This is a genomic window from Mesorhizobium ciceri biovar biserrulae, assembly GCF_001618845.1.
GTDB classification, from domain to species: Bacteria; Pseudomonadota; Alphaproteobacteria; order Rhizobiales; family Rhizobiaceae; genus Mesorhizobium; species Mesorhizobium ciceri.
The window spans coordinates 209,278-232,397 of the sequence record NZ_CP015064.1; the positions used below are offsets into that span (position 1 = coordinate 209,278).

Below are 23,120 nucleotides of genomic sequence, written 5' to 3' on the forward strand. Positions count from 1 at the left end.
GGGAGAGAGGGGAGCGGCGCTGTCTTGATCGAGAGCGCCGCTCCGTATCGAACCGCTGGCGGCTCAGTTCTTCTTCAGGAACTTGTCGATGTTGGCTGGCGTCACCAGCTGGAAGGGCACGTAGACCTTGTGCTCGACCTTCTCGCCCTTGGAGAGCTTGAGCGCCGCATCGAGAGCGCCGGCGCCCTGGCCGGCCGCGTCCTGGAACACAGTTACGTCGAGGTCGCCCGCCTGCATGGCCGCCAGCGCGTCCTGGGTGGCATCGACGCCGCCGACGACAACCGCCTTCATGTCGATGTTGCCGGCCTTCATCGCCTGGATGGCGCCGATGGCGCTTTCGTCATTGTTGGCGATGACGCCATCGAACGGCTTGCCGGTCGAAAGCCAGTTGGTCATCAGGTTCTGCGCCTCGTCGCGGTTCCAGTTCGACGTCTGCTTGTCGATGATCTTGATGAAGCTGCAATCCGGCGTCGCGATCACATCGTCGATGTCCTTGGTGCGCTGCACGGCGGCCTGGTTGGAAAGCTCGCCCATGATCACATAGACATTGGCTTCCTTCTTGCCGGCTTCCTTGAACAGGCGGCAGACTTCCTTGGTCTCGAGCGTGCCGGAATCGGCTTCGTTCGAGGCGACGAAGGCCTGGTTGTCGGGCAGCGTGTCGACATTGACCGGCTCGCGGTTGACATAGACCAGCGGGATCTTGGCTGCGGCGGCGGCATCCGACATCGCCTGCGTGGCCGAAGTGTCGACCGGGTTGACGATGATGGCGTCGACGCCCGAAGCGGCGAAGTTCTTGATCTGGTCAAGCTGCTTGGCAACGTCGTTCTGCGCGTCCTCGACCTGCAGCTCGACGCCGCTCATGCCCTTGGCCTGCTCGATCATGCCGTTGCGCAGCACGGTCAGGAAGTTGTCGTCGAACTTGGCCATCGACACGCCAACCTTGGCGGCCAGGGCGGATGAACTCATCAGCGCCGCGAAGGCGACGCCTAAAATCAATTTCTTCATTGTGTTTCTCCTCCACATATTGGTGTCCGGTTTCACCGATTTATCCGGAATCCCCGATCTCCCCGGGGAATCTCTCCCTGATGTCGTTTCTATTCCGGGTGACGCTTGCCGTTGGCTGGAACGTCAAACCCTCTGTTTGAAACAGATATCCGGAACGAAAGAACCAAAATATACAGATGATGAAATATTTATTCCATTTCACATCGGGGCGTCAAGGGCGATTCCGCGGCTTGCGGGCCGATTTACGCATCGCTCTGATGGATTCTATCATTTGCCTCGGCACCTCGCGCGGCGGCTGGCTAGATGTTTTCCGGCAGATAGATGTCGAAGGGCAGAAAGGTCTGGCCCGGAGCGTTGGCGGCGCCGGTTTCGATGGCATGCGCCATCAGGTCGACGAGCTCACGGCATAAAGCGGCGAGCGGGGTCGAGATCACCATGGTGAGGATGTTGTCGGCGAGCGCCGCGCGCGACTCGGCGTTGATCTCGTTGCAGACGACCACCGGCATGGTCGCGGGCTTCGCTGCCCGCAGCGCCGAGACCGCGCCTTCCATGCCACCGCCGGCGACGTAGCAGCCGGCAAGATCCGGATAGCGCGCCAGAAGATCGATCATCGCGTCATGGGTCACCTGGTTGGCTTCCAGATTGACCAGCGTTTCAAGCACGCTGAACTCCGGCGCATGCTCGCGGAAGAAGGAGCGAAAGCCGATCTCGCGCAGCTCATGGCCGTGGAAGCGGTGGCTGCCGACGAAGAGGGCGACCTTACCGGGCCGCTTGGCTGCCTTGGAGATCATCCATGCGGCGGTGCGCCCGACCTTGCGGTTGTCGAGGCCGATATAGCCCTCCCGGATGCCGGCGGCAAAATCGGACAGCACCGAAAAGACCGGCTGCCCTCTCGCCTTCAAGGTTTCCACGACCGCTGTCAGGGTCGGATGGTCCGGACCGACCACGGCGATGGCCCTCGATTTCGCCGCCAGCCTGCGCATCTGGGAGGCGATCTCGTCGGGAGCCAGGGAGCTGGCGAAATCGATGCTCGCAACGCCGCGGAAGCGCTGCGATTGAGAGATGGCCAGTTCGAGTTCCCGCGCGAAGTCACCGTAGAAGGCATCATTGCCCCGCAGCAGCAGGAAGCCCAGGCGGTACTCCGGCAACTCCTGGCGCATGCGCTGCTTGATAAGGCCGGCGGCGTGGTAGCCGATGTCGGTAGCGGTCTCGTAGACGCGGCGCGCTGTCTCTTCGCGCACCGGCAGCCGGTTGTTCAGCACGCGGTCGACGGTGGCGACACTGACGCCCGAGATGCGCGCCAGATCGGATATTGTCGGCCGCTTCACCATGCTTGCCTCGTCGGGTTTGCTCGAGCCCTTCGTACATCATCCTGATGGGAAATGATAGAAACTATCTTTATGATGTTGAGTCTATCATCAGTCGGCGTTACTTTGACGCCCGAAGCCAAGGGATTTCATGGCATTCGCTCTGGCGGATGCCTTTGCCGAGGGAGGCAATCATGTCCACTGCGCCGTCCCGGCGTGACTACAGCCTGATCGGCCGCGACGCCAAGCTCGCCGTCGAGACCGGCCTGTCGGCGGCCGAGTGGTATCACACCGACATACCGCGCAAGCAGATGAAGGAGCTGATGCAGCGCTCCGACGGGCCGGCGATCCGCGATACGGCGATCTGGTTCGCCGCCCTGATCGTCAGTGGCGCCGGCGGCGCCTGGCTCTGGGGCACATGGTGGTGCGTGCCGTTCTTCTTCGTCTATGGCGTGCTCTACGGCTCCTCGACGGATTCACGCTGGCACGAATGCGGTCACGGCACCGCCTTCCGCACGCAATGGATGAACGATGCGGTCTATCAGATCGCCTGCTTCATGATCATGCGCAATCCGGTGACCTGGCGCTGGAGCCACACGCGCCACCACACCGACACCATCATCGTCGGCCGCGACCCGGAAATCTCGGTGATGCGGCCGCCGGATCTGGTTCGCGCCATGCTGGGCTTCGTCGGCGTGCTCGACGCCTGGCATGCGATGAGCGATATGCTGCGCAACGCCGCCGGCACCGTCAGCGCCGCCGAAAAGACCTTCATTCCCGAACAGGAACAGCCCAAGGCGATCCGCGTCGCCCGCATCTGGACGGCGATCTATGCCGCCACCGTCGGGCTGGCGCTCTACACCGGTTCGTTCCTGCCGCTGATGCTGGTCGGCCTGCCCAGGCTCTACGGCGCCTGGCACCATGTCATGGTCGGGCTGCTGCAGCATGGCGGCCTGGCCGACAATGTCACCGACCACAGGCTGAACAGCCGCACCGTCTACATGAACCCGATCAGCCGCTTCATCTACTGGAACATGAACTACCATGTCGAGCATCACATGTTTCCGATGGTGCCCTATCATGCGCTGCCGAGGCTGCACGAACTGATCAAGCACGATCTGCCGGAACCGACACCGTCGATCCTGGCCGGCTACCGCGAGATGATCCCGGTCTTCCTGCGCCAGCTGCGCAACGAGGACTATTTCCTCAAGCGCGAGCTGCCGCCGACCGCACGGCCATATCGCGAGGAATTCCACAACGACACTATCGCCGCCGCGGCGGAATGATCGTGCTTCCATCCGATCCAGACTGTTTATTTAACGCAATTCCGGACGGAAAACCGCTGCGCACTTTTTTGCTTTTGGGAGGACTTGAATGAGCGACTGGGTCGAGGCCTGCGCCACCGGCGACATAGACGAGGAGGATGTGATGCGCTTCGACCATGGCGGCCGCACCTTCGCCATCTATCGCAGCCCCGACGACGAGTTCTTCGCCACCGACGGCCTTTGTACGCATGAAAAGGTGCACCTGGCCGACGGGCTGGTGATGGATGACATCATCGAATGCCCCAAGCACAATGGGCGCTTCAACTACAAGACGGGTGACGCCCGCGGCGCCCCGGTCTGCATCAATCTCAAGACCTATCCGGTCAAGGTCGATGCCGGCAAAGTCCTGATCCAGATCGGATGACTGACATGGCGGGGGGGATGCTCATCATCGGCGCCGGCGAATGCGGCGGGCGGGCGGCATTGGCGCTGCGCGACCTCGATTATCAGGGGCCGGTGACGCTGGTCGGCGACGAGCCGCATCTGCCCTATGAGCGCCCGCCTCTGTCCAAGGAGGCGATGGCCAGCGATGCGCCCGAGATCAAGGCGATCGCCAGCGACGCAATTCTGGCCGAGAAATCGATCCGGCATGTCCATTCCGTCCAGGCCGTCGCGATCGATCGCGCGGCGCATACTGTGCGCCTGTCGGACGGATCGGTCCTGCCTTACGAAAAGCTCCTGCTGGCAACCGGTTCGACGCCGCGCAAGCTGCCGATGCCGGGCCTGGGCCCGCGCTGCGTCTATCTCAGAACCTTCGCTGATGCGCTCGCCATTCGCGCGCATCTCACCCCCGGCAACCGTATCGCCATCATCGGCGGCGGCTTTATCGGCCTCGAACTCGCCGCCGCGGCCCGCAAGCTCGGTGCCGCGGTCACCGTCATCGAGGCGCAGCCTCGCATCTTGATGCGCGGCGTGCCGGCGGAGATCGCGGAAATCATCCATGAGGCGCATGTCGCCGAGGGCGTCGACATCCTGTGCGGCGACGGCATCGCGTCCATCGCCGACGATGGCAACGAGGTTCGCGTCACCCTTGCCGGCGGACGGGAGATATCAGCCGACCTCGCGATCATCGGCATCGGCGCCGTGCCGGTGACCGGGCTTGCGGCCGAAGCGGGGCTGACGATCGACAATGGCATTGCAGTCGATGCCGAGCTGCGCAGCAGCGATCCCGACATCTTTGCCGCCGGCGATTGCTGCTCGTTTCCGCTCGCCGTCTATGGCGGCCGCCGCGTGCGGCTGGAAGCCTGGCGCAACGCCCAGGAACAGGGCGCGCTGGCGGCCAGGAACATGCTCGGCGCCGGCGAGGCGCATGCGGCGGTGCCGTGGTTCTGGTCGGATCAATATGGTCTGTCCCTGCAGATCGCCGGGCTCTCCGACGAGGGCAAAAACACCGTGCGCCGCGATCTCGGCGACGGCGCCTTCATCCTCTTCCATTTGGCTGAAGACGGCAGGCTGGTCGCGGCCAGCGGCATCGGCCCCGGCAACGCGGTCGCCCGCGACATCAGGCTGGCCGAAATGCTGATCGCCAAGCGCGCCAAGCCGGCGCCGGAAGCGCTGGGCTCGCAGGACGTGAAGCTGAAGTCGTTGTTGGCGGCCTGAGCCTACGCTCCCCCTTTTTGGGGGCCGCTGCGCAGCTGCGGGATGGGAGTGCGGCACCGCCCCTAACCTTCGGTCCGACCTGCCCTACAAGGGGCAGGTAAAGGCTCTGAACCCCAGCCCTAAAACAGCGCCTTCAGCTCCGGCAGTTTGTCGTTCACCAGCCAACCATAATAATTCTCTTCCGGCAGCTTTTCGGGCTCACCGGCGGCGCGGCGCCTGTCGTTCTCCGCCTTCAGGGCATAAGCGCGCTGCTCCGGATTGCCGACATTGTAGAGCGTGGCGGTCAGCCCGGGATTGCCCGAAATGTCGAAGCCGGCAATGCTTTTATAGGCATCGATCGATTTCCTGATCGTCGCGGCGACGTAGGGCAGCGTCAGGTCGGGATCCATGATGGTCTTGTAGACCGAATTGGGATCGCCGACGTCGAGCTTGGGCAGGCCCGAAACCTTGTGCACCAGATCGCTCATCTGCAGGGCGGTCAGCGGATTGAGCTGGCCGAGGCCGAAGGTCTGGCCGGCATAATAAGGCTGGAAGAAGGTGGCGCCGAAGCGGTCGTCGGGAAAGCTGGTCCCGCCGACCGACTTGCCGCGAAACGAACGGTTCCACACCTGTTCGCGGCATTCCCACAGATCGTAGCTGTCGGACATCCCCGCGCATTTCTTGAATTCCGGCCGCTGGACGAAGTCGGTGATGTCCTCGCCGTCATAGGCGAAGGACAGCTTGCTGGAGAGATAGGAGATCGCCTTGACATAGTAGGTCTGCAGCCGGTCATAAGCATCGACATTGTAGGTGTGCTCGCCGACGATGGCGCCGACGATGTGCAGGGGATCGATGCCGTAGGCGGCCGCCGCCTTCCTGATCTTGGCGCGCAGATCGGCGTCGTTCTGCAGCAGGGCATAGACCTTGCGGTACTTCGCCTGGAAGCTGGTGTTGGTCGCCTGCGTGCGCCGGCTGGAGGCGCCGGGAATGTCGGGCTGCACGGCATTGCGATTTCCCGGCGGCACCAATGTCGCTGCCTCGGCGGCGAACAGCGTCGCCGCCAGCGTCAAGCCGAGAATGACCAGGATCAGTTTTTTCATGCACCCGCCGCCCAAGCAATTCCAGGAAAAGTGTGAAACGGTTTTCCGGAATTGCGTCAACCTAGAGATCGAGAATTGCCGCGCAAACTAGGTAAAGCTCTTGGTCGAGTCGAGAGCGCCCCTTCACCCGGCAGGACGAAAGGTGGCCAGATGGTACCATCTGGCCACACATGATTTTGCTTGCCGGAAAATGTTGCCTTGACCGGCGCCGGAACGTTTCGGCGCCGTCGTTTAAAGGATGAACCGCGACAGGTCGGTATTCCTGGACAGATCGCCGACATGCTTTTCGACATAGGCGGCGTCGATAGTGACGCTCGTTCCGTTGCGGTCGGGCGCATCGTAGGAGATTTCGTCCAGCACCCGCTCCATCACCGTCTGCAGGCGCCTGGCGCCTATGTTCTCGACGCTGGCGTTGAGATCGACGGCGATGCCGGCGAGCGAATCGATGGCGTCGTCGGTGAAGGTCAACTCGACGCCCTCGGTCTTCATCAGCGCGATATACTGCTTGATCAGGCTGGCCTCGGTCTCGGTCAGGATGCGCACGAAATCGTCCTTCTCCAGCGCCCGCAGTTCGACGCGGATCGGCAGGCGGCCCTGTAATTCCGGCAACAGGTCGGACGGCTTCGAGACGTGGAAGGCGCCGGAGGCGATGAACAGGATGTGATCCGTCTTCAACGGTCCGTATTTGGTCGCCACCGTGGTGCCTTCGACCAGCGGCAGCAGGTCGCGCTGCACGCCTTCGCGCGAGGGCCCGCCGGAAATGTCCGATCTCGCCGCGATCTTGTCGATCTCGTCGAGGAAGACGATGCCGTCGTTTTCCGCGGCATCGAGCGCCCGGCGCACCACCTCGTCCTGATCGAGCAGCTTGTCGGACTCGTCATTGACCAGCAGGTCGTAGGACTCCTTCACCGTCGTCTTGCGCATCTTGGTTTTCTTGCCGCCCATCGCCTTCGACAGCATGTCGTTGATGTTCAGCACGCCGATATTGGCGCCCGGCATGCCGGGGATTTCAAATCCGGGCATGCCGCCGCTGCCGGTGTCGGCAACCTCGACCTCGATTTCCTTGTCGTCGAGCTCGCCGTCGCGCAGCTTCTTGCGGAAACTGTCGCGGGTGGCCGGGCTCGCCGTCTTGCCGACCAGTGCTTCCAGCACACGTTCCTCGGCGTTGACGTGGGCGCGCGCCTTGACGTCCTCACGCATCTTCTCGCGCACCAGGCCGATGGCGATCTCGACCAGGTCGCGGATGATCTGCTCGACATCGCGGCCGACATAGCCGATTTCGGTGAACTTGGTCGCCTCGACCTTGACGAAAGGCGCACCGGCCAGCCGCGCCAGGCGGCGCGAGATTTCCGTCTTGCCGACGCCGGTCGGCCCGATCATCAGGATGTTCTTGGGCATCACCTCTTCGCGCATCTGGCCTTCCAGCTGCTGGCGGCGCCAGCGGTTGCGCAAGGCAATGGCCACGGCGCGCTTGGCGTCCTTCTGGCCGATGATGAAGCGGTCGAGTTCCGAAACGATTTCGCGGGGAGAAAATGTGCTCATATCACTAAATTCCACTTTGCCACTGCTTGATGGCCTCGAACGGATGCAGCAGCATGATCACGTTGAGTGTCAGATTGTCCCGGATGAGGTAGCCGGTGCCGAGTTCGAAGATGATGGCGAGGCTGACGATCACCCATATAGGTAGCCTTCGCGCCATCACAAATCCCAGCACCATGGCCAGTGTGTCCGACACCGAATTGATGATGCTGTCGCCATAGTAATCGAGCGAAATGGTGCCGGCGCGGTAGCGGTCGATGATGAACGGGCTGTTTTCCAGCAGCTCCCAGCCGCCCTCGATGAAGACGGCGAACGCCAGCCTCAGGCCGATCGGCGAACGCGGGAACAGGAACCGCGCCAGCGCATAGAACAGGAAGCCGTGGATGATGTGCGAGAACGTGTACCAGTCCGAAATGTGCTGGGAATTCTCCGAACTGTTCACCACGCCATGCCAGAGCTTGACGTAGCCGCAGGTGCAGATCGGCGTCCGCCCCATGCCGTAGAGCGCCCCGGCCTGGAAGATGACCAGGGCAAGCACCAGCAGAAGCCCCATCCGCCAGCTGTCTTCGTAGGCCGAATAGCTGTTTTCCGTGGCCGGTGTCGTCATCGGTTCATTCCCCCTCGTTTCGCGTCGCCGTCTCGACCATCACAAAGTCCTGTCACGCCTTCAGCGGCGGTAGCCGGCGGATCACGGCCGCCGGCAAGGTGGGGTTGACCACAATCCGCCGGATACGCTGCCAGCCGGCCCCGAACAGGATAATCAGCGCGCCAACAACGACCAGGATCAAGGCAAAAGGCGGGATGCCCGTCGAATCGGAGGCGGAATTCACCAGATAATAGATGCCCAGCGAGCCGAAGTAAGCCAATGTAGGAACCAGAAGCGAACGGCGGTCTATGGCCAGCGCGACATAGAGGAAGCCAAGGATCAGAATCGTCAGCATGATGGTTGCATTGGCATCCGGCGCGATATGTCCGAATACGACGTTTTGGCCGGTTGCCATGATAAAGAGCGGATGCACCAGCATCGGCGCCGAGACGACATGCAGCCAGAAAGCGCAATCGGACCAGATCTTGCGTCGATCCCTGTCGTAAATGTCAAAAGCGACACCCGTTGCGAACACGATCAGGCCGCAGATCAGCGGCATGTAAAGGGCCGCGCGAAGCAATTCGGGAACGTCCTCGAGGCGCGGCGGCGGAATCGCGCCGGTTGTCACGCTGTCATACAGGATTATCGCCGTTTGCAGGAAGGCAAGCAGTGTGAAGGCGATGGCGATGGTCCCGGCAAGGATGGGGACGCGAAAGCGCCAGAAATAGATCGCCGCCGCGATTATTCCTCCGCCCAGGAACAGATATCCGGCCCGGGACGCCGTCTGGCGCAACGCCAATAGCTGCCAGATGGTTTCCGGCTTGCGTATGCCGAAGCTGGCCTCCACTTGCAGCGCCAGAGCGGCCAGAATGGCGGCCATGAAAATCAGGGCAAGCACGGACGACGATAGCTTCATCCGGTGCTGACGCGTGACGATTTCGGCGAGCCCCCAGGCGAAAACCGCGAGGATGCCGGCGATCCAGAATGTCTGGCCTGGAAGCAAGGTGGTGAGGACAAAGAAGAAGCCGGCGCTGAGCAGAACGGTTCCCACGGTGACGAACAGATCGTTGCCGCCGCCGACCAGCCGCAGGTTTTCCTCGTCACCCTCGTCATCGGCGCGCGTGGCCTCGGGGGCGAGAGCGACCGCGCGTTCCATGGCCTCCAACTGATCGCGCAAGGTCTGCGAGATCAAACCTTTCGCGACTGCCTTGTCGAGGGTTTCGGCGCTGATCAATTGGGCTCCTGCGTCGCGTCGCGCGCCATCATCAGGGCTGGCCCGTACTCCGATGTTCTGGTGTCAAAGGCAACAAAGCCGGCCTTTTCGTAGGCGCGGATCGCCCTGACATTGGCGGGATCCGGGTCGATGATGACGCGCGGAACACCTTCCTCGAAAAGCTGTTCGACAAATTGGCGCACGATCGCCGAGCCATGGCCACGCCCGACCAGCTCCGGCACGCCGATCGACACGTCGATGCCGAGCGTGCCGAACGGCTGGTCGGCGTAGGGGTGGTCGTCTTCCAGATGCGGATCGTAGCTCTGCAGATAGGCGATCGGCTTGCCGTGGAGCTCGACGATCAGCGGCTCGACGGAAATCGAGTCGATATGCTCGCGAATCCCGGCGATTTCCGTCTCCGGATCGTCCCACCACTCTGCAACATGCGGCTGGGCAAGCCAGCCGGCGATCATCGGCAGGTCTTTCTCCGTCACCGGCCGAAAATCATAGGTCACCACCTCTTCAGGCGGCATCGAGCGTTTCGACGACGAAATTGTTGTTGGTGTAGACGCAGATGTCGGATGCGATCTGCATCGCCTTGCGGGCGATCTCCTCGGCATCCTTGTCGCTGTCCATCAGCGCGCGGGCCGCGGCCAGCGCGTAATTGCCGCCCGAACCGATGGCCATGACGCCGAATTCGGGCTCGAGCACGTCGCCGGTGCCGGTCAGCGCCAGCGAGACTGACTTGTCTGCCACCAGCATCATCGCTTCCAGCCGGCGCAGATAGCGGTCGGTGCGCCAGTCCTTGGCGAGCTCGACGCAGGCGCGCGTCAGCTGGTCGGGATATTGTTCGAGCTTGGCCTCGAGCCGCTCCAGAAGCGTGAAGGCGTCGGCGGTGGCGCCGGCGAAACCGGCAATCACATTGCCGCCCTTGCCGATGCGGCGCACCTTCTTGGCGTTGCCCTTCATGATGGTCTGGCCAAGGCTGACCTGGCCGTCGCCGGCGATCACCACCTTGTTGCCCTTGCGCACCGTCACGATGGTCGTGGCGTGCATGGTCAGTTCATTGGACATTTCTTGGGCTCCGAGCAGCGCCATCCCGATAAGGCGATTGGCGCGGTACGAGTAACTTTGATCGGCCATATGTATGCATGGGGCCGGTGATTGCAAATCGCTCTCTGGCAAGGCCGATACCGCTGCCAGAGGCAACTGGCAATCGCCGGATCATGCTGCTAGAAGGCTTTCGTTTTCAAGCCTGCGAGCGCTTGAAGCCTCTGAGCCGGTCACGATGTGAACCTCTGGACAAGGATAGAGTGATGCCGCCCCGTTCCGCCGAAGCGAGCCGTAAGACCAAGGAAACCGACATCTCCGTGTCGATCCATGTCGACGGTTCCGGCAAGTCGGATATCGCTACGGGCGTCGGCTTCTTCGATCATATGCTGGACCAGCTGTCGCGCCATTCCCTGATCGACATGACGGTCAGGGCCAAGGGCGACCTGCACATCGACGATCACCACACGGTCGAGGACACCGGCATCGCGCTCGGCCAGGCCTTGACCAAGGCGCTCGGCGAGCGGCGCGGCATCATGCGCTATGCCTCGATCGACCTTGCCATGGACGAGACGCTGACGCGCGCGGCGATCGACGTCTCCGGCCGTCCCTTCCTGGTCTGGAACGTTTCGTTCTCGTCGCCGAAGATCGGCACCTTCGACACCGAACTGGTGCGCGAGTTCTTCCAGGCGCTGGCGCAGAATGCCGGCATTACGCTGCATGTCACCAACCACTATGGCGCCAACAACCATCACATCGCCGAGACCTGCTTCAAGGCGGTGGCGCGCGCGCTGCGCGCTGCTCTCGAACGCGATCCGCGCCAGCCGGATGCGGTTCCCTCCACCAAGGGATCGTTGAAGGGATAAGGCCATGGCCACCTACGTCGTGATGGAACCGGCAGGCCGCAGCGAAAAGGCTGATGCGACGGCCTTTGTCCGCGATGGCTTCACCTGGCTGGGCCTCCTGGTGCCGCCGCTATGGTTCGCCTGGCATCGGCTGTGGATCGAAGCAGCACTTGCCTTCGTCGTCATGGGCCTGCTTTCGATGCTGGGCCAGAAGCTCGGCCTTGGTCTGGCCGGGTCGCTGCTGTCGTTGCTGGTTTCGCTCTATGTCGGCCTGGAAGGGCAAGGCCTGCGCATCGCGGCACTTCGCCGGCGTGGTTGGCACGAGTGGGGCACGGTCGAAGCCGGTTGGCTCGACGATGCCGACACACGCTATGCGCTGGAGGCGGAAGCGCTTGCCGATGAGGTTGTGCCGGCGCCGCGCATGGTCCCCGATGCTGCCCTCGCGCGGCCAGCGCAGCCGGGCATTGCGCTGGGGCTGACCCACATACCGGGAAGAAACTGACATGATTCCGGGAAGAAGCTGAGATGCGGGTTGCGATCATCGACTACGGCTCGGGCAATCTGCGCTCGGCCACCAAGGCTTTCGAGCGCGCCGCGCGCGAAGCCGGCATCGCGGCGCAGATCGACCTGACGGCCGATGCCGAGCGGGTGCGCACGGCCGATCGCATCGTCCTGCCCGGCGTCGGCGCCTATGCCGATTGCGCGGCCGGCCTGCAGGCCGTCGAAGGCATGTGGGAAGCCGTCGAAGATGTCGCGATCGTCAAGGGCCGGCCTTTCCTCGGCATCTGCGTCGGCATGCAACTGATGTCGCAGCGCGGCCTTGAAAAGACAATTACCGAGGGCTTCGGCTGGATATCGGGCGACGTCAAGGAGATCATGCCTTCCGATCCGGCGCTGAAGATCCCGCAGATCGGCTGGAACACGATCGAACTCAAACGCCAGCATCCACTGTTTGCCGGCATTCCCACCGGGACCAACGGGCTGCACGCCTATTTCGTGCACTCCTACCACCTCGATGCGCGCAAGCCGGACGAAGTGCTGGCGGTCGCCGATTATGGCGGCCCGGTGACGGCGGCCGTCGCCCGTGACAATCTCGTCGGCACGCAATTCCACCCGGAAAAGAGCCAGGCGCTGGGCCTCGCCCTGATCACCAATTTCCTGCGCTGGAGGCCCTAGAGCATGATCGCGAAAAGTGGACCCCGGTTTTCTCGGACAAACGGTCCCGTTTGTCCCGAGATCATGCTCAAGCAAAGGGGAAACCGATGAGCAAGAAGGGCTACTGGATGGCGATGGTCGAGGTGACCGATCCGGAAAACTATCCGCTATACATTGCCGCCAACAAAGCGGCTTTCGACAAATATGGCGCAAAATTCCTGACCCGCGGCGGTCAGTCGTCGAGCCCGGAAGGGTCGTCGGGCAATCGCCATGTCATCATCGAGTTCGAGAGCTACGCGGTCGCACTCGCCTGCTTCCATTCGCCCGAATACCAGGCGGCGCTGAAGTTCCGACGTCTCTATTCGACATCGCATTTCGCCATTGTGGAAGGCGCCTGAACGGATGATCCTTTTCCCCGCCATCGATCTCAAGGACGGCCAGTGCGTGCGCCTGAAGCACGGCGACATGGCCACCGCGACCATCTACAACGATGATCCTGCAGCGCAGGCGCGGGCCTTCGAGCAACAGGGCTTCGAATGGCTGCATGTCGTCGACCTCAACGGCGCTTTCCAGGGCCAGAGCGTCAACAGCGCGGCGGTCGGCGCCATCCTCAAGGCGACGAAGAACCCTGTGCAGCTCGGCGGCGGCATCCGCACGCTGGCGCAGATCGAGGACTGGCTCGATCGCGGGCTGGCCCGTGTCATCCTCGGCACGGTGGCGGTGCGTGACCCGGACCTGGTCAGACAGGCCTGCAAGGCGTTTCCGGGCAAGGTCGCTGTCGGCATCGACGCCAAGGGCGGCAAGGTCGCCGTCGAGGGCTGGGCCGAGGCGTCGAGCCTCGGCGTCGTCGAACTGGCGAGGAAATTCGAGGGCGCCGGAGTCGCCGCCATCATCTACACCGATATCGATCGCGACGGCGTTTTGACCGGCATCAACTGGGACGCCACCATCGATCTCGCCGATGCCGTATCGATCCCGGTCATCGCGTCGGGCGGCCTCGCCTCGATCGCCGACATCGTGCGCATGACCATGCCCGATGCGCAAAAGCTCGAAGGGGCGATCTCCGGGCGCGCGCTCTATGACGGCCGCATCGATCCGGCCGAGGCCCTGGCGATCCTGCAGGGCAGGGCGGAGACGCGGACGTGAAAATCTCCATCATCCTGGCCTCCTACGACAGCGGTCATTACCATGGCGGCATGGGCCAGGGCCCGGACGCACTGATATCAGGCGGGCTCGTCGACGCGCTGACCATGGCCGGCCATGACGTTACGGTGGAAGACATCGGCAGGGTCGGAGACATCCAGGAGCGCGAGATCGCCACCGGCTTTGCTGTCTGCAACGCGGTTGCGACCGAGGTTCGCCTTGCCCGTGACGCCGGCCGGTTTCCCATCGTCCTTGCGGGAAACTGCCTGACATCAGCCGGTGCGGTCGCCGGCGAGGACGCCGATGCGATCATCTGGGCCGACCAGCATGGCGACCTCAACACGCCCGAGACATCGGCGTACGGGTTTCTCGACGGCATGGCGCTGGCGACGGTGCTTGGCCTGTGCTGGAGGCCGATGGCTTCGGCCATTCCCGGCTTCAAGCCGATCGATCCGTCGCGTTGCGTGCTCGTCAACGCGCGCGATCTCGATCCGGACGAGAAGCGGCTGCTGGAGACATTGCCGATCGTGCGGACGGAATGCTCCGGGGTGGCCCAGGCGACCGAAAGACTGAAGATCGCCGGCGCCAAACGCGTGCACATGCATCTCGACATGGACGTGCATGATCCCCGCGAGTTGCAGGCCAACCGCTATATCACTTCGGGCGGCCCGAGCCCGGAGCAGTTGCGCGACGCCACTTGCGCCATGGCGATTGCGGTGCCGGTCGTCGGCATCACCGTCTCCGCCTACGACCCGGCTTTCGACGCGCAGGCCGATGTGCCGCCGCTGGTCGGTCAATTGCTGAACGATCTCATCGCCACGATAGAGGGCCGCTGATGCTGAAAGCCCGTGTCATCCCCTGTCTCGACGTCAAGAACGGCCGTGTCGTCAAGGGCGTCAACTTCGTCGATCTCGTCGACGCCGGCGATCCGGTCGAGGCGGCCAAGGCCTATGACGCGGCCGGCGCCGACGAGCTTTGCTTCCTCGACATCACTGCTTCGTCGGACAATCGCGAAACCATCTTCGACGTCATCGCACGCACCGCCGAACAATGCTTCATGCCGCTGACCGTCGGCGGCGGCGTGCGCCAGGTCGCCGACATCAGGAAGCTGCTCTTGGCCGGCGCGGACAAGGTGTCGATCAACACGGCGGCGGTGAAGAACCCGGATTTCGTTGCCGAGGCCGCCGACAAGTTCGGCAACCAGTGCATCGTCGTCGCCATCGACGCCAAGAAAGTGTCTGCCACCGGTGAGGCCGACCGCTGGGAGATCTTCACCCATGGTGGGCGCGAAAAGACCGGCATCGACGCGGTCGAGTTCGCGCGGAAAATGGTCGATCGCGGCGCCGGCGAGATCCTGCTGACCTCGATGGATCGCGACGGCACCAAGGCCGGCTACGACATCGCGCTGACCCGCGCGATATCAGACGCCGTGCGCGCGCCGGTCATCGCTTCCGGCGGCGTCGGCACGCTCGACCACATGGTCGAAGGCATTCGCGACGGCCATGCCGGTGCGGTGCTGGCCGCGTCCATCTTCCATTTCGGTACCTACACGATAGCGCAGGCCAAGGCGCATATGGCCGCCGCAGGGCTGCCGATGCGGCTGGACTCTGTGAATAATCGGCCCTAAAGCATGATCCCGAAAAGTGGGAACCGGTTTTCGGAAAAGATCATGCCTAAACAAGCAGATAGATGGCGCCATGGCTGAGTTTTCGCTGTCAGATCTTGAAGAAACCATCAGGGAACGCGCCCATTCCGGCGACCCGGACTCGTGGACGGCAAAACTGTTCGCGCGCGGCATCGACAAGGCGGCGCAGAAACTCGGCGAGGAAGCAGTCGAGACGGTGATTGCCGCCGTCAAGGGCGACAAACAGGCCCTCGTTTCGGAAAGTGCCGATCTTATATATCATTGGCTCGTCGTTCTCGGCCTCTCGGGGGTTTCGCTGAGCGACGTGCTCAAGGAGCTCGAAGGCCGCACCCGGCGTTCGGGCATCGCCGAGAAGGCGTCACGGCCCAAGGGCTGACCGCGAGGAAGGGCAGGTATCTCGATGGATCAGCTCGCGCCGACCGAGAAGTATTCCCCGTTTCGCTTCTTCTCCGCCGAGCAATGGTCGCAATTCCGCGCCGACACGCCGCTGACGCTGAGCGCGGACGAATTCCGCCGCCTGCGGTCGCTCAACGATCCGGTCGATCTCGAAGAGGTCACGCGCATCTATCTGTCGCTGTCGCGGCTGTTGTCGGCTCATGTCGAAGCGAGCCAGCTGCTGTTCCGGCAACGCCAGGCCTTCTTCAACGCGGTCGACGTGGTCAAGACGCCCTTCATCATCGGCATCGCCGGTTCCGTCGCGGTCGGCAAATCGACCACCGCACGCGTGCTGAAGGAGCTTTTGGCGCGCTGGCCGTCGAGCCCCAAGGTCGATCTCATCACCACCGACGGCTTCCTGCTGCCCAACGAGGTCCTGCGCCGCGAGAACCTGATGGAGCGCAAGGGTTTTCCAGACAGTTACGATGTCGGCGCGCTGCTGCGCTTCCTGTCGGGCATCAAGTCGGCGCTGCCCGATGTCCGCGCGCCGGTCTATTCGCACCTCACCTATGACGTCATTCCCGGCGAGTTCGTCACCATCGACCGGCCCGACATATTGATCTTCGAAGGCATCAATGTCCTGCAGCCCGGCAAGCTGCCGCAGGACGGCAAGATCGTGCCTTTCCTGTCGGACTTCTTCGACTTCGCCATCTACATCGATGCCGACGAGAAGCTGATCCACAACTGGTACATTTCCCGCTTCATGCGGCTGCGTGAGACCGCCTTCCGCAATCCGGACTCCTTCTTTCACCGCTACTCGCAGCTGTCGGAGGGTTCGGCGCGCGCCATCGCCGAAGGCCTGTGGACCAACATCAATTTGAAGAATTTGCGCGAGAACATCCTGCCGACGCGGGCCCGCGCCGACTTGATCCTGCGCAAGGGCGCCGACCACCTGATCGAGGAAGTGGCGCTCAGGAAGCTGTGACGGCCGGCTTCGTCACCCGTCGCAATGTCAGATTGATCCGCCCACCGTTTTTCAGCAGCGCCGAGGTCGAGGGATAGATCCGATCGACGCCGTGAAAGCACAGCCGCCCCTCGCCGCCGAGCACCACGACGTCACCGCTTTGCAGCCTGAACGACTTGGTGGCGCCATCACGCGTGGTCTGGCCAACCCGGAACAGGCAGTCGTCGCCGAGCGAGACGGAGACGACCGGCGCCGAAAAATCGGTCTCGTCGCGGTCCTGATGCAGGCCCATCTTCGCATCCGCCGTGTAGAAATTGATCAGGCACGCTTCCGGCGGATGCGGATAGCCCGAGACCTCGCGCCACAGGTCGAGCAGCGCATCCGGAATTGGCGGCCAAGGCGCCCCGGTTAGCGGATGCGCCGGCTGGTAACGATAGCCGTGCTCCTTGTCGGTGACCCAGCCCAGCGGCCCGCAATTGGTCATGCGCACGCTCATCTCCTTGCCGGTGCGCGGCATGGCCGGCACGAACAGCGGCGCCTGCTGCACGATCCGTCTCACCTCGTCGACCAGTTCTTCCTGCACGGTGCGTGACAGGTAGGCCGGCATGTGGCGGACGCCTTTGGGCAGAACGAGCACGGATTCGATCACCTTTTGGATGGTTCGGAACCGTAAAATGTCACGATCAAATGAAAACGGCGACCCGAAAGCCGCCGCTCTTGTCGAATTGGCAGTCGCCGATCAGGCGAGGTCGGGGATGCGCAGCACCTGGCCCGGATAGATCTTGTCGGGATGGGTCAGCATCGGCTTGTTGGCCTCGAATATGACCGTGTTCTTGACGCCTTGGCCCTTGCCGTAGCTTTTCTCGGCGATCTTCCAGAGATTGTCGCCCTTCTTCACGGTGTAAAAGGTGGGCTCCTTGGCCGGGGCGGCGGCCGTGCCAGGTGCTGGCGCGACCTGTAATTCGTCCGCCTGCACCTTGGAGACGCCGAGCGTGTTGCCGACGGCGATGACCGCCTTCTCGAAGATCGACTGGTCCTTGACCACACCCTTCAGCACCGCCGTATCGCCGTTGACGACGACCTCGACGCCATCGGTGCCGAGCTTGTGCGAATCGAGCTCCTTCTTGAGTGTGTCGGCCGTGGGTGCGGCTTCGTCGTCACCGCCGATGCCCAGTTTCTTGCCGACACTCTTGACGAAATCGAACATGCCCATCGTTGGTCTCCATTGCTGTGGTGGGTGATCGCAGCTTGCCATCTGCAACCCAGAATTGGAAGCCACCCGCGCGTTGCAGCTTCGCGGTGCTTAATCGTTCTCCACCCGGCCGCGCAGCTTCTTGATCGTGCCGCGCCCGGCCTTGCTCTTCAGCCGCCGTTCCACGGCACCTTTCGACGGCCGCGTCTTCTTGCGCGGCGGCGGTGGCGGCTCGGCGGCCTTGGCGACCAATGCCGTCAGCCGTGCCCGCGCATCCGCCCGGTTCTGTTCCTGGGTGCGGAAGCGGCCCGCTTCGATGACGATGACGCCGTCCTTGGTGGCACGCTGGCCGGCAAGCTTGATCGTCCGCTCGCGCACGCGCTCCGACAGACCCGCTGCGTTGGCGGCGTCGAAGCGCAGTTGCACCGCCGTCGCCACCTTGTTGACGTTCTGGCCGCCGGGACCGGACGAGCGGATGAAATCCTCGTGCAGGTCGCCCGGATGGATCACCGCATCGCCTGATATGAAGATATTGTCGTCGCTCGCCATGCCGCAGTCATGGCGCGGCGGATCGAAAAAGAAAAGGCCCGATCGAACCGGGCCTTTCAACGAAGCTGAACCTTGTGGCGCGATTACTCCGCGGCTTCCTGCATGCGCGGCGCCGCACCCAGCACCACGGCGTCGACATGGCTTTCGAATTTCTCGAAATTGACGGCGAACATGCCGACCAGCCTTGCCGCCTGCCGGTCATAGCCGGCCTTGTCGGCCCAGGTGGAGCGCGGGTCGAGAATGGCGCTGTCGACGCCTCGAACCGCCACCGGCACCTCGAAACCGAAATGAGGGTCGGTGCGGAACTCGGCCGTCTTAAGCGAGCCGTCGAGTGCGGCGGCTAGCAAGGCGCGCGTCGCCTTGATCGGCATGCGCTTGCCGGTGCCGTAGGCGCCGCCGGTCCAGCCGGTGTTGACCAGCCAGCAATCGGCGCCGTGGCGGGCAATCAGCTCGCGCAGCAAATTGCCGTATTCCGATGGATGGCGCGGCATGAACGGTGCGCCGAAACAGGTCGAAAACGTCGCTTCGGGCTCGGTCACGCCCTTTTCGGTTCCGGCCACCTTGGCGGTGTAGCCGGAGAGGAAATGATACATCGCCTGCGCCGGGGTCAGCCGCGCGATCGGCGGCATCACGCCGAACGCATCGGCGGTCAGCATGATGATGTTCCTCGGATGGTTGGCGCGGCCGGTCTTGCTGGCGTTGGGAATGAAATCCAGCGGGTAGGCGCAGCGTGTGTTTTCGGTCAGCCTTCCGTCGTTGAAATCCGGCACGCCATCAGCGTCGAGCACGACATTTTCCAGCACCGTGCCGAAGCGCTGCGTGGTGGCGAAGATTTCCGGCTCGGCTTCCGCCGACAGCTTGATCGTCTTGGCGTAGCAGCCGCCTTCGAAATTGAAGATGCCGTGGGGTCCCCAGCCATGCTCGTCGTCGCCGATCAGCGTGCGCGAGGGATCGGCCGAGAGTGTCGTCTTGCCGGTGCCCGACAGGCCGAAGAAGATGGCGGCGTCGCCGGCCATACCCTCGTTGGCCGAGCAATGCATCGGCATCACGCCTTTCGCCGGCAGCAGATAGTTGAGCATGGTGAACACCGACTTCTTCATCTCGCCGGCATAGGAGGTGCCGCCGATCAGCACGATCTTGCGCGTGAGATCCACGGCGATCACCGTTTCGGTGCGGCTGCCGTGGCGGGTGGGATCGGCGCGGAAGGACGGCAGGTCGATGATCGTCATATCGGGCACGAAATGCTCGAGCTCGGCGGCATCGGGACGAATGAGCAGATTGCGGATGAACAGCGAGTGCCAGGCAAATTCGGTGACCACCCTGGTCGGCAGCTTCAGCTCCGCATCGGCGCCGCCGATCAGGTCCTGGACGTATAGATCCTTGTCCGCGGCATGCGCCTGGAAATCAGCGAGCAGCGTGTCGAACTGGGCTTGTGAAATTGCCTTGTTGTTGTCCCACCAGACATGCGGTTCGGTGTCACTGTTGCGGACGACAAACTTGTCCTTGGGCGAGCGGCCGGTGTGCTGGCCTGTTTCGGCGACCAGCGCGCCATGTGCCGTCAAGCGGGCTTCGCCGCGCCGGATCGAGTCCTCATAAAGAGCAGCCGCACCGAAATTATAGCGCACCACCCCGGTGGTTTTCAGGCCGATATGATCGATCGCGCAGGCGGAATTGCGTTTGCCGACTTCCGACATCGAGTGTCCCTCTTGGATTTGCCGCATCTTTGCCGGCACGTTCCCGGCACGCCCACTACGCGGGCTGAGATGGTCAGAACCAGAAAAGCCAAATGATATCAAATCATTAATCGATTTAAATATTTTGAAAGTTGTTTAAATCGTTTATATGTGCAAAAAGTTTCGCGGTTGCCCAAAGGATTGGCGATGTACGTTCGTCCAATCCATGTCGAGGTAGGATTGTGGCCGCCGGCATGCCGCGCGTGACAGCGGACAAGGCCTATGCCACATTTTGTACCTAATTTGTCCTGCAAAAGCCCCTTCTCTACGACAGAAGGGACAGCTCATGAGGGAGCCGCTTGAAATGGCAACAATCGCGCTTGTCGATGACGACCGCAACATTCTGACATCGGTGTCGATCGCCCTGGAATCCGAGGGGTATCGCGTCGAGACCTACACGGATGGTGCGTCGGCGCTGGAAGGCCTGGCGGCACGCCCGCCGAACCTTGCCATCCTCGACATCAAGATGCCGCGCATGGACGGCATGGAACTGCTGCGCCGGATGCGCCAGAAGTCCGACCTGCCGGTGATCTTCCTGACCTCCAAGGACGACGAGATCGACGAATTGTTCGGCCTCAAGATGGGCGCCGACGATTTCATCCGCAAACCCTTCTCACAGCGCCTGCTGGTCGAGCGCGTGCGCGCCGTGCTGCGCCGCGCCAGTGCCCGCGAGGCCGCCGCCAAGACACCCAGCCAGCAGGCCCGCTCTCTCGAGCGCGGCCAGCTCGTCATGGACCAGGAGCGCCACACCTGCACCTGGAAGGGCGAGCCGGTGACGCTCACCGTCACCGAGTTCCTGATCCTGCATTCGCTGGCGCAGCGTCCCGGTGTCGTAAAAAGCCGTGATGCGCTGATGGATTCGGCTTATGATGAACAGGTCTATGTCGACGACCGCACCATCGACAGCCACATCAAGCGGCTGCGCAAGAAGTTCAAGGCCGTCGACGACGACTTCGAGATGATCGAAACCCTTTACGGAGTCGGATACCGGTTCCGCGAAGCATAAGTAGCAGGGCCTGCTATTCGATGGCAGTGGAAGCACAGCGAACAAGACCGGCGGGCGCCTCCAGGCGGCCGTCGCGGATCATGCCGTCCTTCGTCTCGAAGATCACGGTGCCGATGCGCCGCTTCCTTGGCCATCACATCTTTTCCAGCCTGACGCGGCGTATCCTGTTCCTCAACCTTGCCGGCCTCGCCGTGCTGGTGACCGGCATCCTCTATCTCAACACCTTCCGCGACGGACTGATCGACGCCCGCGTCGAAAGCCTGATGACCCAGGGCGAGATCATCGCCGGCGCCATCGCCGCTTCGGCGACGGTCGAGACGGATTCGATCAGCATCGACCCGGAAAAGCTGCTTGAACTGCAGGCCGGCGAAAGCCTGGGGCCGGGCTCGGACCAGCTCGACAATCTCGATTTCCCCATCAACCCGGAGCGTGTCGCCCCGGTGCTGCGAAGGCTGATCTCGCCGACCAGAACCCGCGCCCGCATCTATGACCGCGACGCCAATCTGCTGCTCGATTCGCGCCACCTCTATTCGCGTGGCCAGATCCTGCGCTACGACCTGCCGCCGGTCGAGGAAGAAGAGCCCGATCTGGTCGAGCGCATCCAGAAATTCGTCTTCGACTTCTTCCGCAACACCGAGCTGCCGGTCTATCACGAGCAGCCGGGCGGCAATGGCGCCGCTTTCCCGGAAGTGGTCAAGGCGCTCACCGGCAGCCCTTCGACCATCGTGCGCGTCAGCGAGCAGGGCGAGCAGATCGTTTCGGTGGCGGTGCCGATCCAGCGCTTTCGTGCCGTCCTGGGCGTGCTGATGCTGTCGACCGAAGGCGGCGACATCGACAAGATCGTCGCCGCCGAGCGCAAGGCGATCCTGCGCGTCTTCGGCATCGCGGCCCTTGTCACCGCCATCCTGTCGATGCTGCTCGCCTCGACCATCGCCAATCCGCTGCGCCGGCTGTCGGCGGCGGCGGTGCGAGTGCGGCGCGGCGTCAAGAGCCGTGAGGAAATCCCCGACTTTTCCGACCGCCAGGACGAGATCGGCAATCTGTCGATCGCCATACGCGACATGACCAACGCGCTCTACGCCCGGATCGAGGCGATCGAAAGCTTCGCGGCCGATGTCTCGCACGAGCTGAAAAACCCGCTGACGTCGCTGCGCAGCGCGGTGGAGACCTTGCCGCTGGCCAAGAACGACGATTCGCGCGGCCGGCTGATGGACATCATCCAGCACGATGTCAGGCGGCTGGACCGGCTCATCACCGATATTTCCGACGCATCGCGCCTGGACGCGGAACTCGCGCGTGAAGATGCGGGAACGGTCGATTTGAAGAAATTCATCACCGATCTGGTCGCCGTTTCGCGCGAAGCGACGCGCAACAAGAAGGCGGTCGAGATCGAGTTCAAGGCCGCCAAACTGCCGCAGGGCGTCAAAGCCTATGTCGTCGTCGGCCATGATCTGCGCATCGGCCAGGTCATCACCAATTTGATCGAGAATGCCCGTTCCTTCGTTCCCGAGGATCATGGCCACATCAGCCTGTCGCTGGCGCGTGCCGGCAAGTTCAACATCGTCACCGTCGACGACAATGGCCCCGGCATCCGCGCCGACAACATCGACCGCATCTTCGAACGCTTCTACACGGACCGGCCGGCCGGCGAGGCGTTCGGCCAGAATTCGGGCCTTGGCCTGTCGATATCCAGGCAGATCGTCGAGGCCCATGGCGGCACGCTCACCGCCGAGAACATCCCCGGCACCAAACCCGGCGAGATCAAGGGCGCGCGTTTTGTGGTGACGTTGCCGGCCGAAGGCTGAGAGCA

Annotated in this window: 26 protein-coding genes; 14 read left to right on the plus strand and 12 right to left on the minus strand. The window is 63.0% G+C overall.

Annotated elements, in window-relative coordinates; genetic code table 11:
- Positions 1-63: 63 nt before the first annotated feature.
- Complete coding sequence (locus A4R29_RS01045) at positions 64-1,005, minus strand: sugar ABC transporter substrate-binding protein (RefSeq protein WP_024502009.1); 942 nt, start codon at positions 1,003-1,005, stop codon at positions 64-66.
- 299 nt (positions 1,006-1,304) lie between these two features.
- Positions 1,305-2,336 (minus strand): LacI family DNA-binding transcriptional regulator, encoded by a 1,032-nt coding sequence (locus A4R29_RS01050; protein WP_027161043.1) that lies wholly within the window; start codon positions 2,334-2,336, stop codon positions 1,305-1,307.
- 170 nt (positions 2,337-2,506) lie between these two features.
- Here A4R29_RS01050 and A4R29_RS01055 point away from each other — a divergent pair, with 170 nt between their 5' ends.
- From A4R29_RS01055 to A4R29_RS01065, 3 genes are all read left to right on the plus strand, one after another.
- On the plus strand, positions 2,507-3,598 hold the full coding sequence (locus A4R29_RS01055; protein WP_024502008.1) for a fatty acid desaturase family protein: 1,092 nt from the start codon (positions 2,507-2,509) through the stop codon (positions 3,596-3,598).
- Between the two features lie 88 nt (positions 3,599-3,686).
- Entirely contained in the window at positions 3,687-4,001 is a 315-nt protein-coding gene (locus tag A4R29_RS01060; protein WP_013528358.1) for a Rieske (2Fe-2S) protein, read from the plus strand.
- Entirely contained in the window at positions 3,998-5,236 is a 1,239-nt protein-coding gene (locus tag A4R29_RS01065) for an NAD(P)/FAD-dependent oxidoreductase (RefSeq protein ID WP_063170989.1), read from the plus strand. The genes A4R29_RS01060 and A4R29_RS01065 overlap by 4 nt, the downstream gene beginning before the upstream one ends.
- A 119-nt stretch (positions 5,237-5,355) precedes the next feature.
- On the opposite strand, the gene A4R29_RS01070 is transcribed toward A4R29_RS01065, so the two are convergent.
- The 6 genes from A4R29_RS01070 to hslV all read right to left on the minus strand — a co-directional run bounded on the left by A4R29_RS01070 (position 5,356) and on the right by hslV (position 10,727).
- Positions 5,356-6,315, minus strand: coding sequence for a DUF1402 family protein (locus A4R29_RS01070; protein ID WP_063170435.1), 960 nt, complete (start codon positions 6,313-6,315; stop codon positions 5,356-5,358).
- A gap of 231 nt (positions 6,316-6,546) precedes the next feature.
- Complete coding sequence (gene hslU / locus A4R29_RS01075) at positions 6,547-7,857, minus strand: ATP-dependent protease ATPase subunit HslU (RefSeq protein WP_063170990.1); 1,311 nt, start codon at positions 7,855-7,857, stop codon at positions 6,547-6,549.
- A 4-nt stretch (positions 7,858-7,861) separates the two neighbouring features.
- Positions 7,862-8,461, minus strand: a complete 600-nt coding sequence (locus A4R29_RS01080) for a DUF2585 domain-containing protein (RefSeq protein WP_013528354.1) — start codon at positions 8,459-8,461, stop codon at positions 7,862-7,864.
- A gap of 52 nt (positions 8,462-8,513) precedes the next feature.
- Positions 8,514-9,674 (minus strand): hypothetical protein, encoded by a 1,161-nt coding sequence (locus A4R29_RS01085; RefSeq protein ID WP_063170991.1) that lies wholly within the window; start codon positions 9,672-9,674, stop codon positions 8,514-8,516.
- A complete protein-coding gene (locus A4R29_RS01090) occupies positions 9,671-10,186 on the minus strand; it encodes a GNAT family N-acetyltransferase (protein ID WP_063170992.1) in 516 nt (171 codons plus the stop codon). The genes A4R29_RS01085 and A4R29_RS01090 overlap by 4 nt, the downstream gene beginning before the upstream one ends.
- On the minus strand, positions 10,176-10,727 hold the full coding sequence (hslV, locus tag A4R29_RS01095; RefSeq protein WP_013528351.1) for an ATP-dependent protease subunit HslV: 552 nt from the start codon (positions 10,725-10,727) through the stop codon (positions 10,176-10,178). The genes A4R29_RS01090 and hslV overlap by 11 nt, the downstream gene beginning before the upstream one ends.
- Before the next feature lie 242 nt (positions 10,728-10,969).
- Between hslV and hisB the strand changes: the two genes are divergently transcribed.
- From hisB to coaA, 9 genes are all read left to right on the plus strand, one after another.
- Positions 10,970-11,569, plus strand: coding sequence for an imidazoleglycerol-phosphate dehydratase HisB (gene hisB, locus A4R29_RS01100; protein ID WP_024502002.1), 600 nt, complete (start codon positions 10,970-10,972; stop codon positions 11,567-11,569).
- Positions 11,570-11,573: 4 nt separating this feature from the next.
- The gene (locus tag A4R29_RS01105; RefSeq protein WP_063170993.1) at positions 11,574-12,050 is read left to right on the plus strand and encodes a DUF2628 domain-containing protein; all 477 of its coding nucleotides are present in this window, start codon (positions 11,574-11,576) and stop codon (positions 12,048-12,050) included.
- Between the two features lie 23 nt (positions 12,051-12,073).
- Entirely contained in the window at positions 12,074-12,724 is a 651-nt protein-coding gene (hisH, locus tag A4R29_RS01110; RefSeq protein ID WP_063169779.1) for an imidazole glycerol phosphate synthase subunit HisH, read from the plus strand.
- 86 nt (positions 12,725-12,810) lie between these two features.
- Complete coding sequence (locus A4R29_RS01115) at positions 12,811-13,101, plus strand: DUF1330 domain-containing protein (RefSeq protein ID WP_013528347.1); 291 nt, start codon at positions 12,811-12,813, stop codon at positions 13,099-13,101.
- Positions 13,102-13,105: 4 nt separating this feature from the next.
- Positions 13,106-13,849 (plus strand): 1-(5-phosphoribosyl)-5-[(5-phosphoribosylamino)methylideneamino]imidazole-4-carboxamide isomerase, encoded by a 744-nt coding sequence (gene hisA, locus A4R29_RS01120; protein WP_013528346.1) that lies wholly within the window; start codon positions 13,106-13,108, stop codon positions 13,847-13,849.
- The gene (locus A4R29_RS01125; RefSeq protein WP_063170994.1) at positions 13,846-14,682 is read left to right on the plus strand and encodes an arginase family protein; all 837 of its coding nucleotides are present in this window, start codon (positions 13,846-13,848) and stop codon (positions 14,680-14,682) included. The genes hisA and A4R29_RS01125 overlap by 4 nt, the downstream gene beginning before the upstream one ends.
- Positions 14,679-15,473, plus strand: coding sequence for an imidazole glycerol phosphate synthase subunit HisF (hisF, locus tag A4R29_RS01130; protein WP_024501998.1), 795 nt, complete (start codon positions 14,679-14,681; stop codon positions 15,471-15,473). Before A4R29_RS01125 ends, hisF begins: the two co-directional genes overlap by 4 nt.
- 70 nt (positions 15,474-15,543) lie before the next feature.
- The gene (locus A4R29_RS01135; RefSeq protein ID WP_063170995.1) at positions 15,544-15,867 is read left to right on the plus strand and encodes a phosphoribosyl-ATP diphosphatase; all 324 of its coding nucleotides are present in this window, start codon (positions 15,544-15,546) and stop codon (positions 15,865-15,867) included.
- A gap of 24 nt (positions 15,868-15,891) precedes the next feature.
- Positions 15,892-16,851 carry a type I pantothenate kinase gene (gene coaA / locus A4R29_RS01140; RefSeq protein WP_013528342.1) on the plus strand — a complete coding sequence of 320 codons (960 nt, stop codon included), beginning with the start codon at positions 15,892-15,894 and terminating at the stop codon, positions 16,849-16,851.
- Here coaA and A4R29_RS01145 read toward each other — a convergent pair.
- The 4 genes from A4R29_RS01145 to A4R29_RS01160 form a co-directional block, all read right to left on the minus strand.
- Complete coding sequence (locus A4R29_RS01145; protein WP_024501996.1) at positions 16,838-17,467, minus strand: alpha-ketoglutarate-dependent dioxygenase AlkB family protein; 630 nt, start codon at positions 17,465-17,467, stop codon at positions 16,838-16,840. The two genes, coaA and A4R29_RS01145, sit on opposite strands and share 14 nt — an antisense overlap.
- A 102-nt stretch (positions 17,468-17,569) precedes the next feature.
- On the minus strand, positions 17,570-18,043 hold the full coding sequence (lysM, locus tag A4R29_RS01150) for a peptidoglycan-binding protein LysM (RefSeq protein ID WP_013528340.1): 474 nt from the start codon (positions 18,041-18,043) through the stop codon (positions 17,570-17,572).
- Positions 18,044-18,133: 90 nt separating this feature from the next.
- Positions 18,134-18,571 (minus strand): alternative ribosome rescue aminoacyl-tRNA hydrolase ArfB, encoded by a 438-nt coding sequence (arfB, locus tag A4R29_RS01155; protein ID WP_027161031.1) that lies wholly within the window; start codon positions 18,569-18,571, stop codon positions 18,134-18,136.
- Between the two features lie 83 nt (positions 18,572-18,654).
- A complete protein-coding gene (locus A4R29_RS01160; protein WP_063170996.1) occupies positions 18,655-20,265 on the minus strand; it encodes a phosphoenolpyruvate carboxykinase in 1,611 nt (536 codons plus the stop codon).
- A 343-nt stretch (positions 20,266-20,608) separates the two neighbouring features.
- On the opposite strand from A4R29_RS01160, the gene A4R29_RS01165 reads away from it, so the two are divergent.
- Both A4R29_RS01165 and A4R29_RS01170 read left to right on the plus strand, forming a co-directional pair.
- Positions 20,609-21,310 (plus strand): response regulator transcription factor, encoded by a 702-nt coding sequence (locus tag A4R29_RS01165; RefSeq protein ID WP_013528337.1) that lies wholly within the window; start codon positions 20,609-20,611, stop codon positions 21,308-21,310.
- Between the two features lie 20 nt (positions 21,311-21,330).
- Entirely contained in the window at positions 21,331-23,115 is a 1,785-nt protein-coding gene (locus A4R29_RS01170) for a sensor histidine kinase (RefSeq protein ID WP_063170997.1), read from the plus strand.
- Positions 23,116-23,120 lie beyond the last annotated feature (5 nt).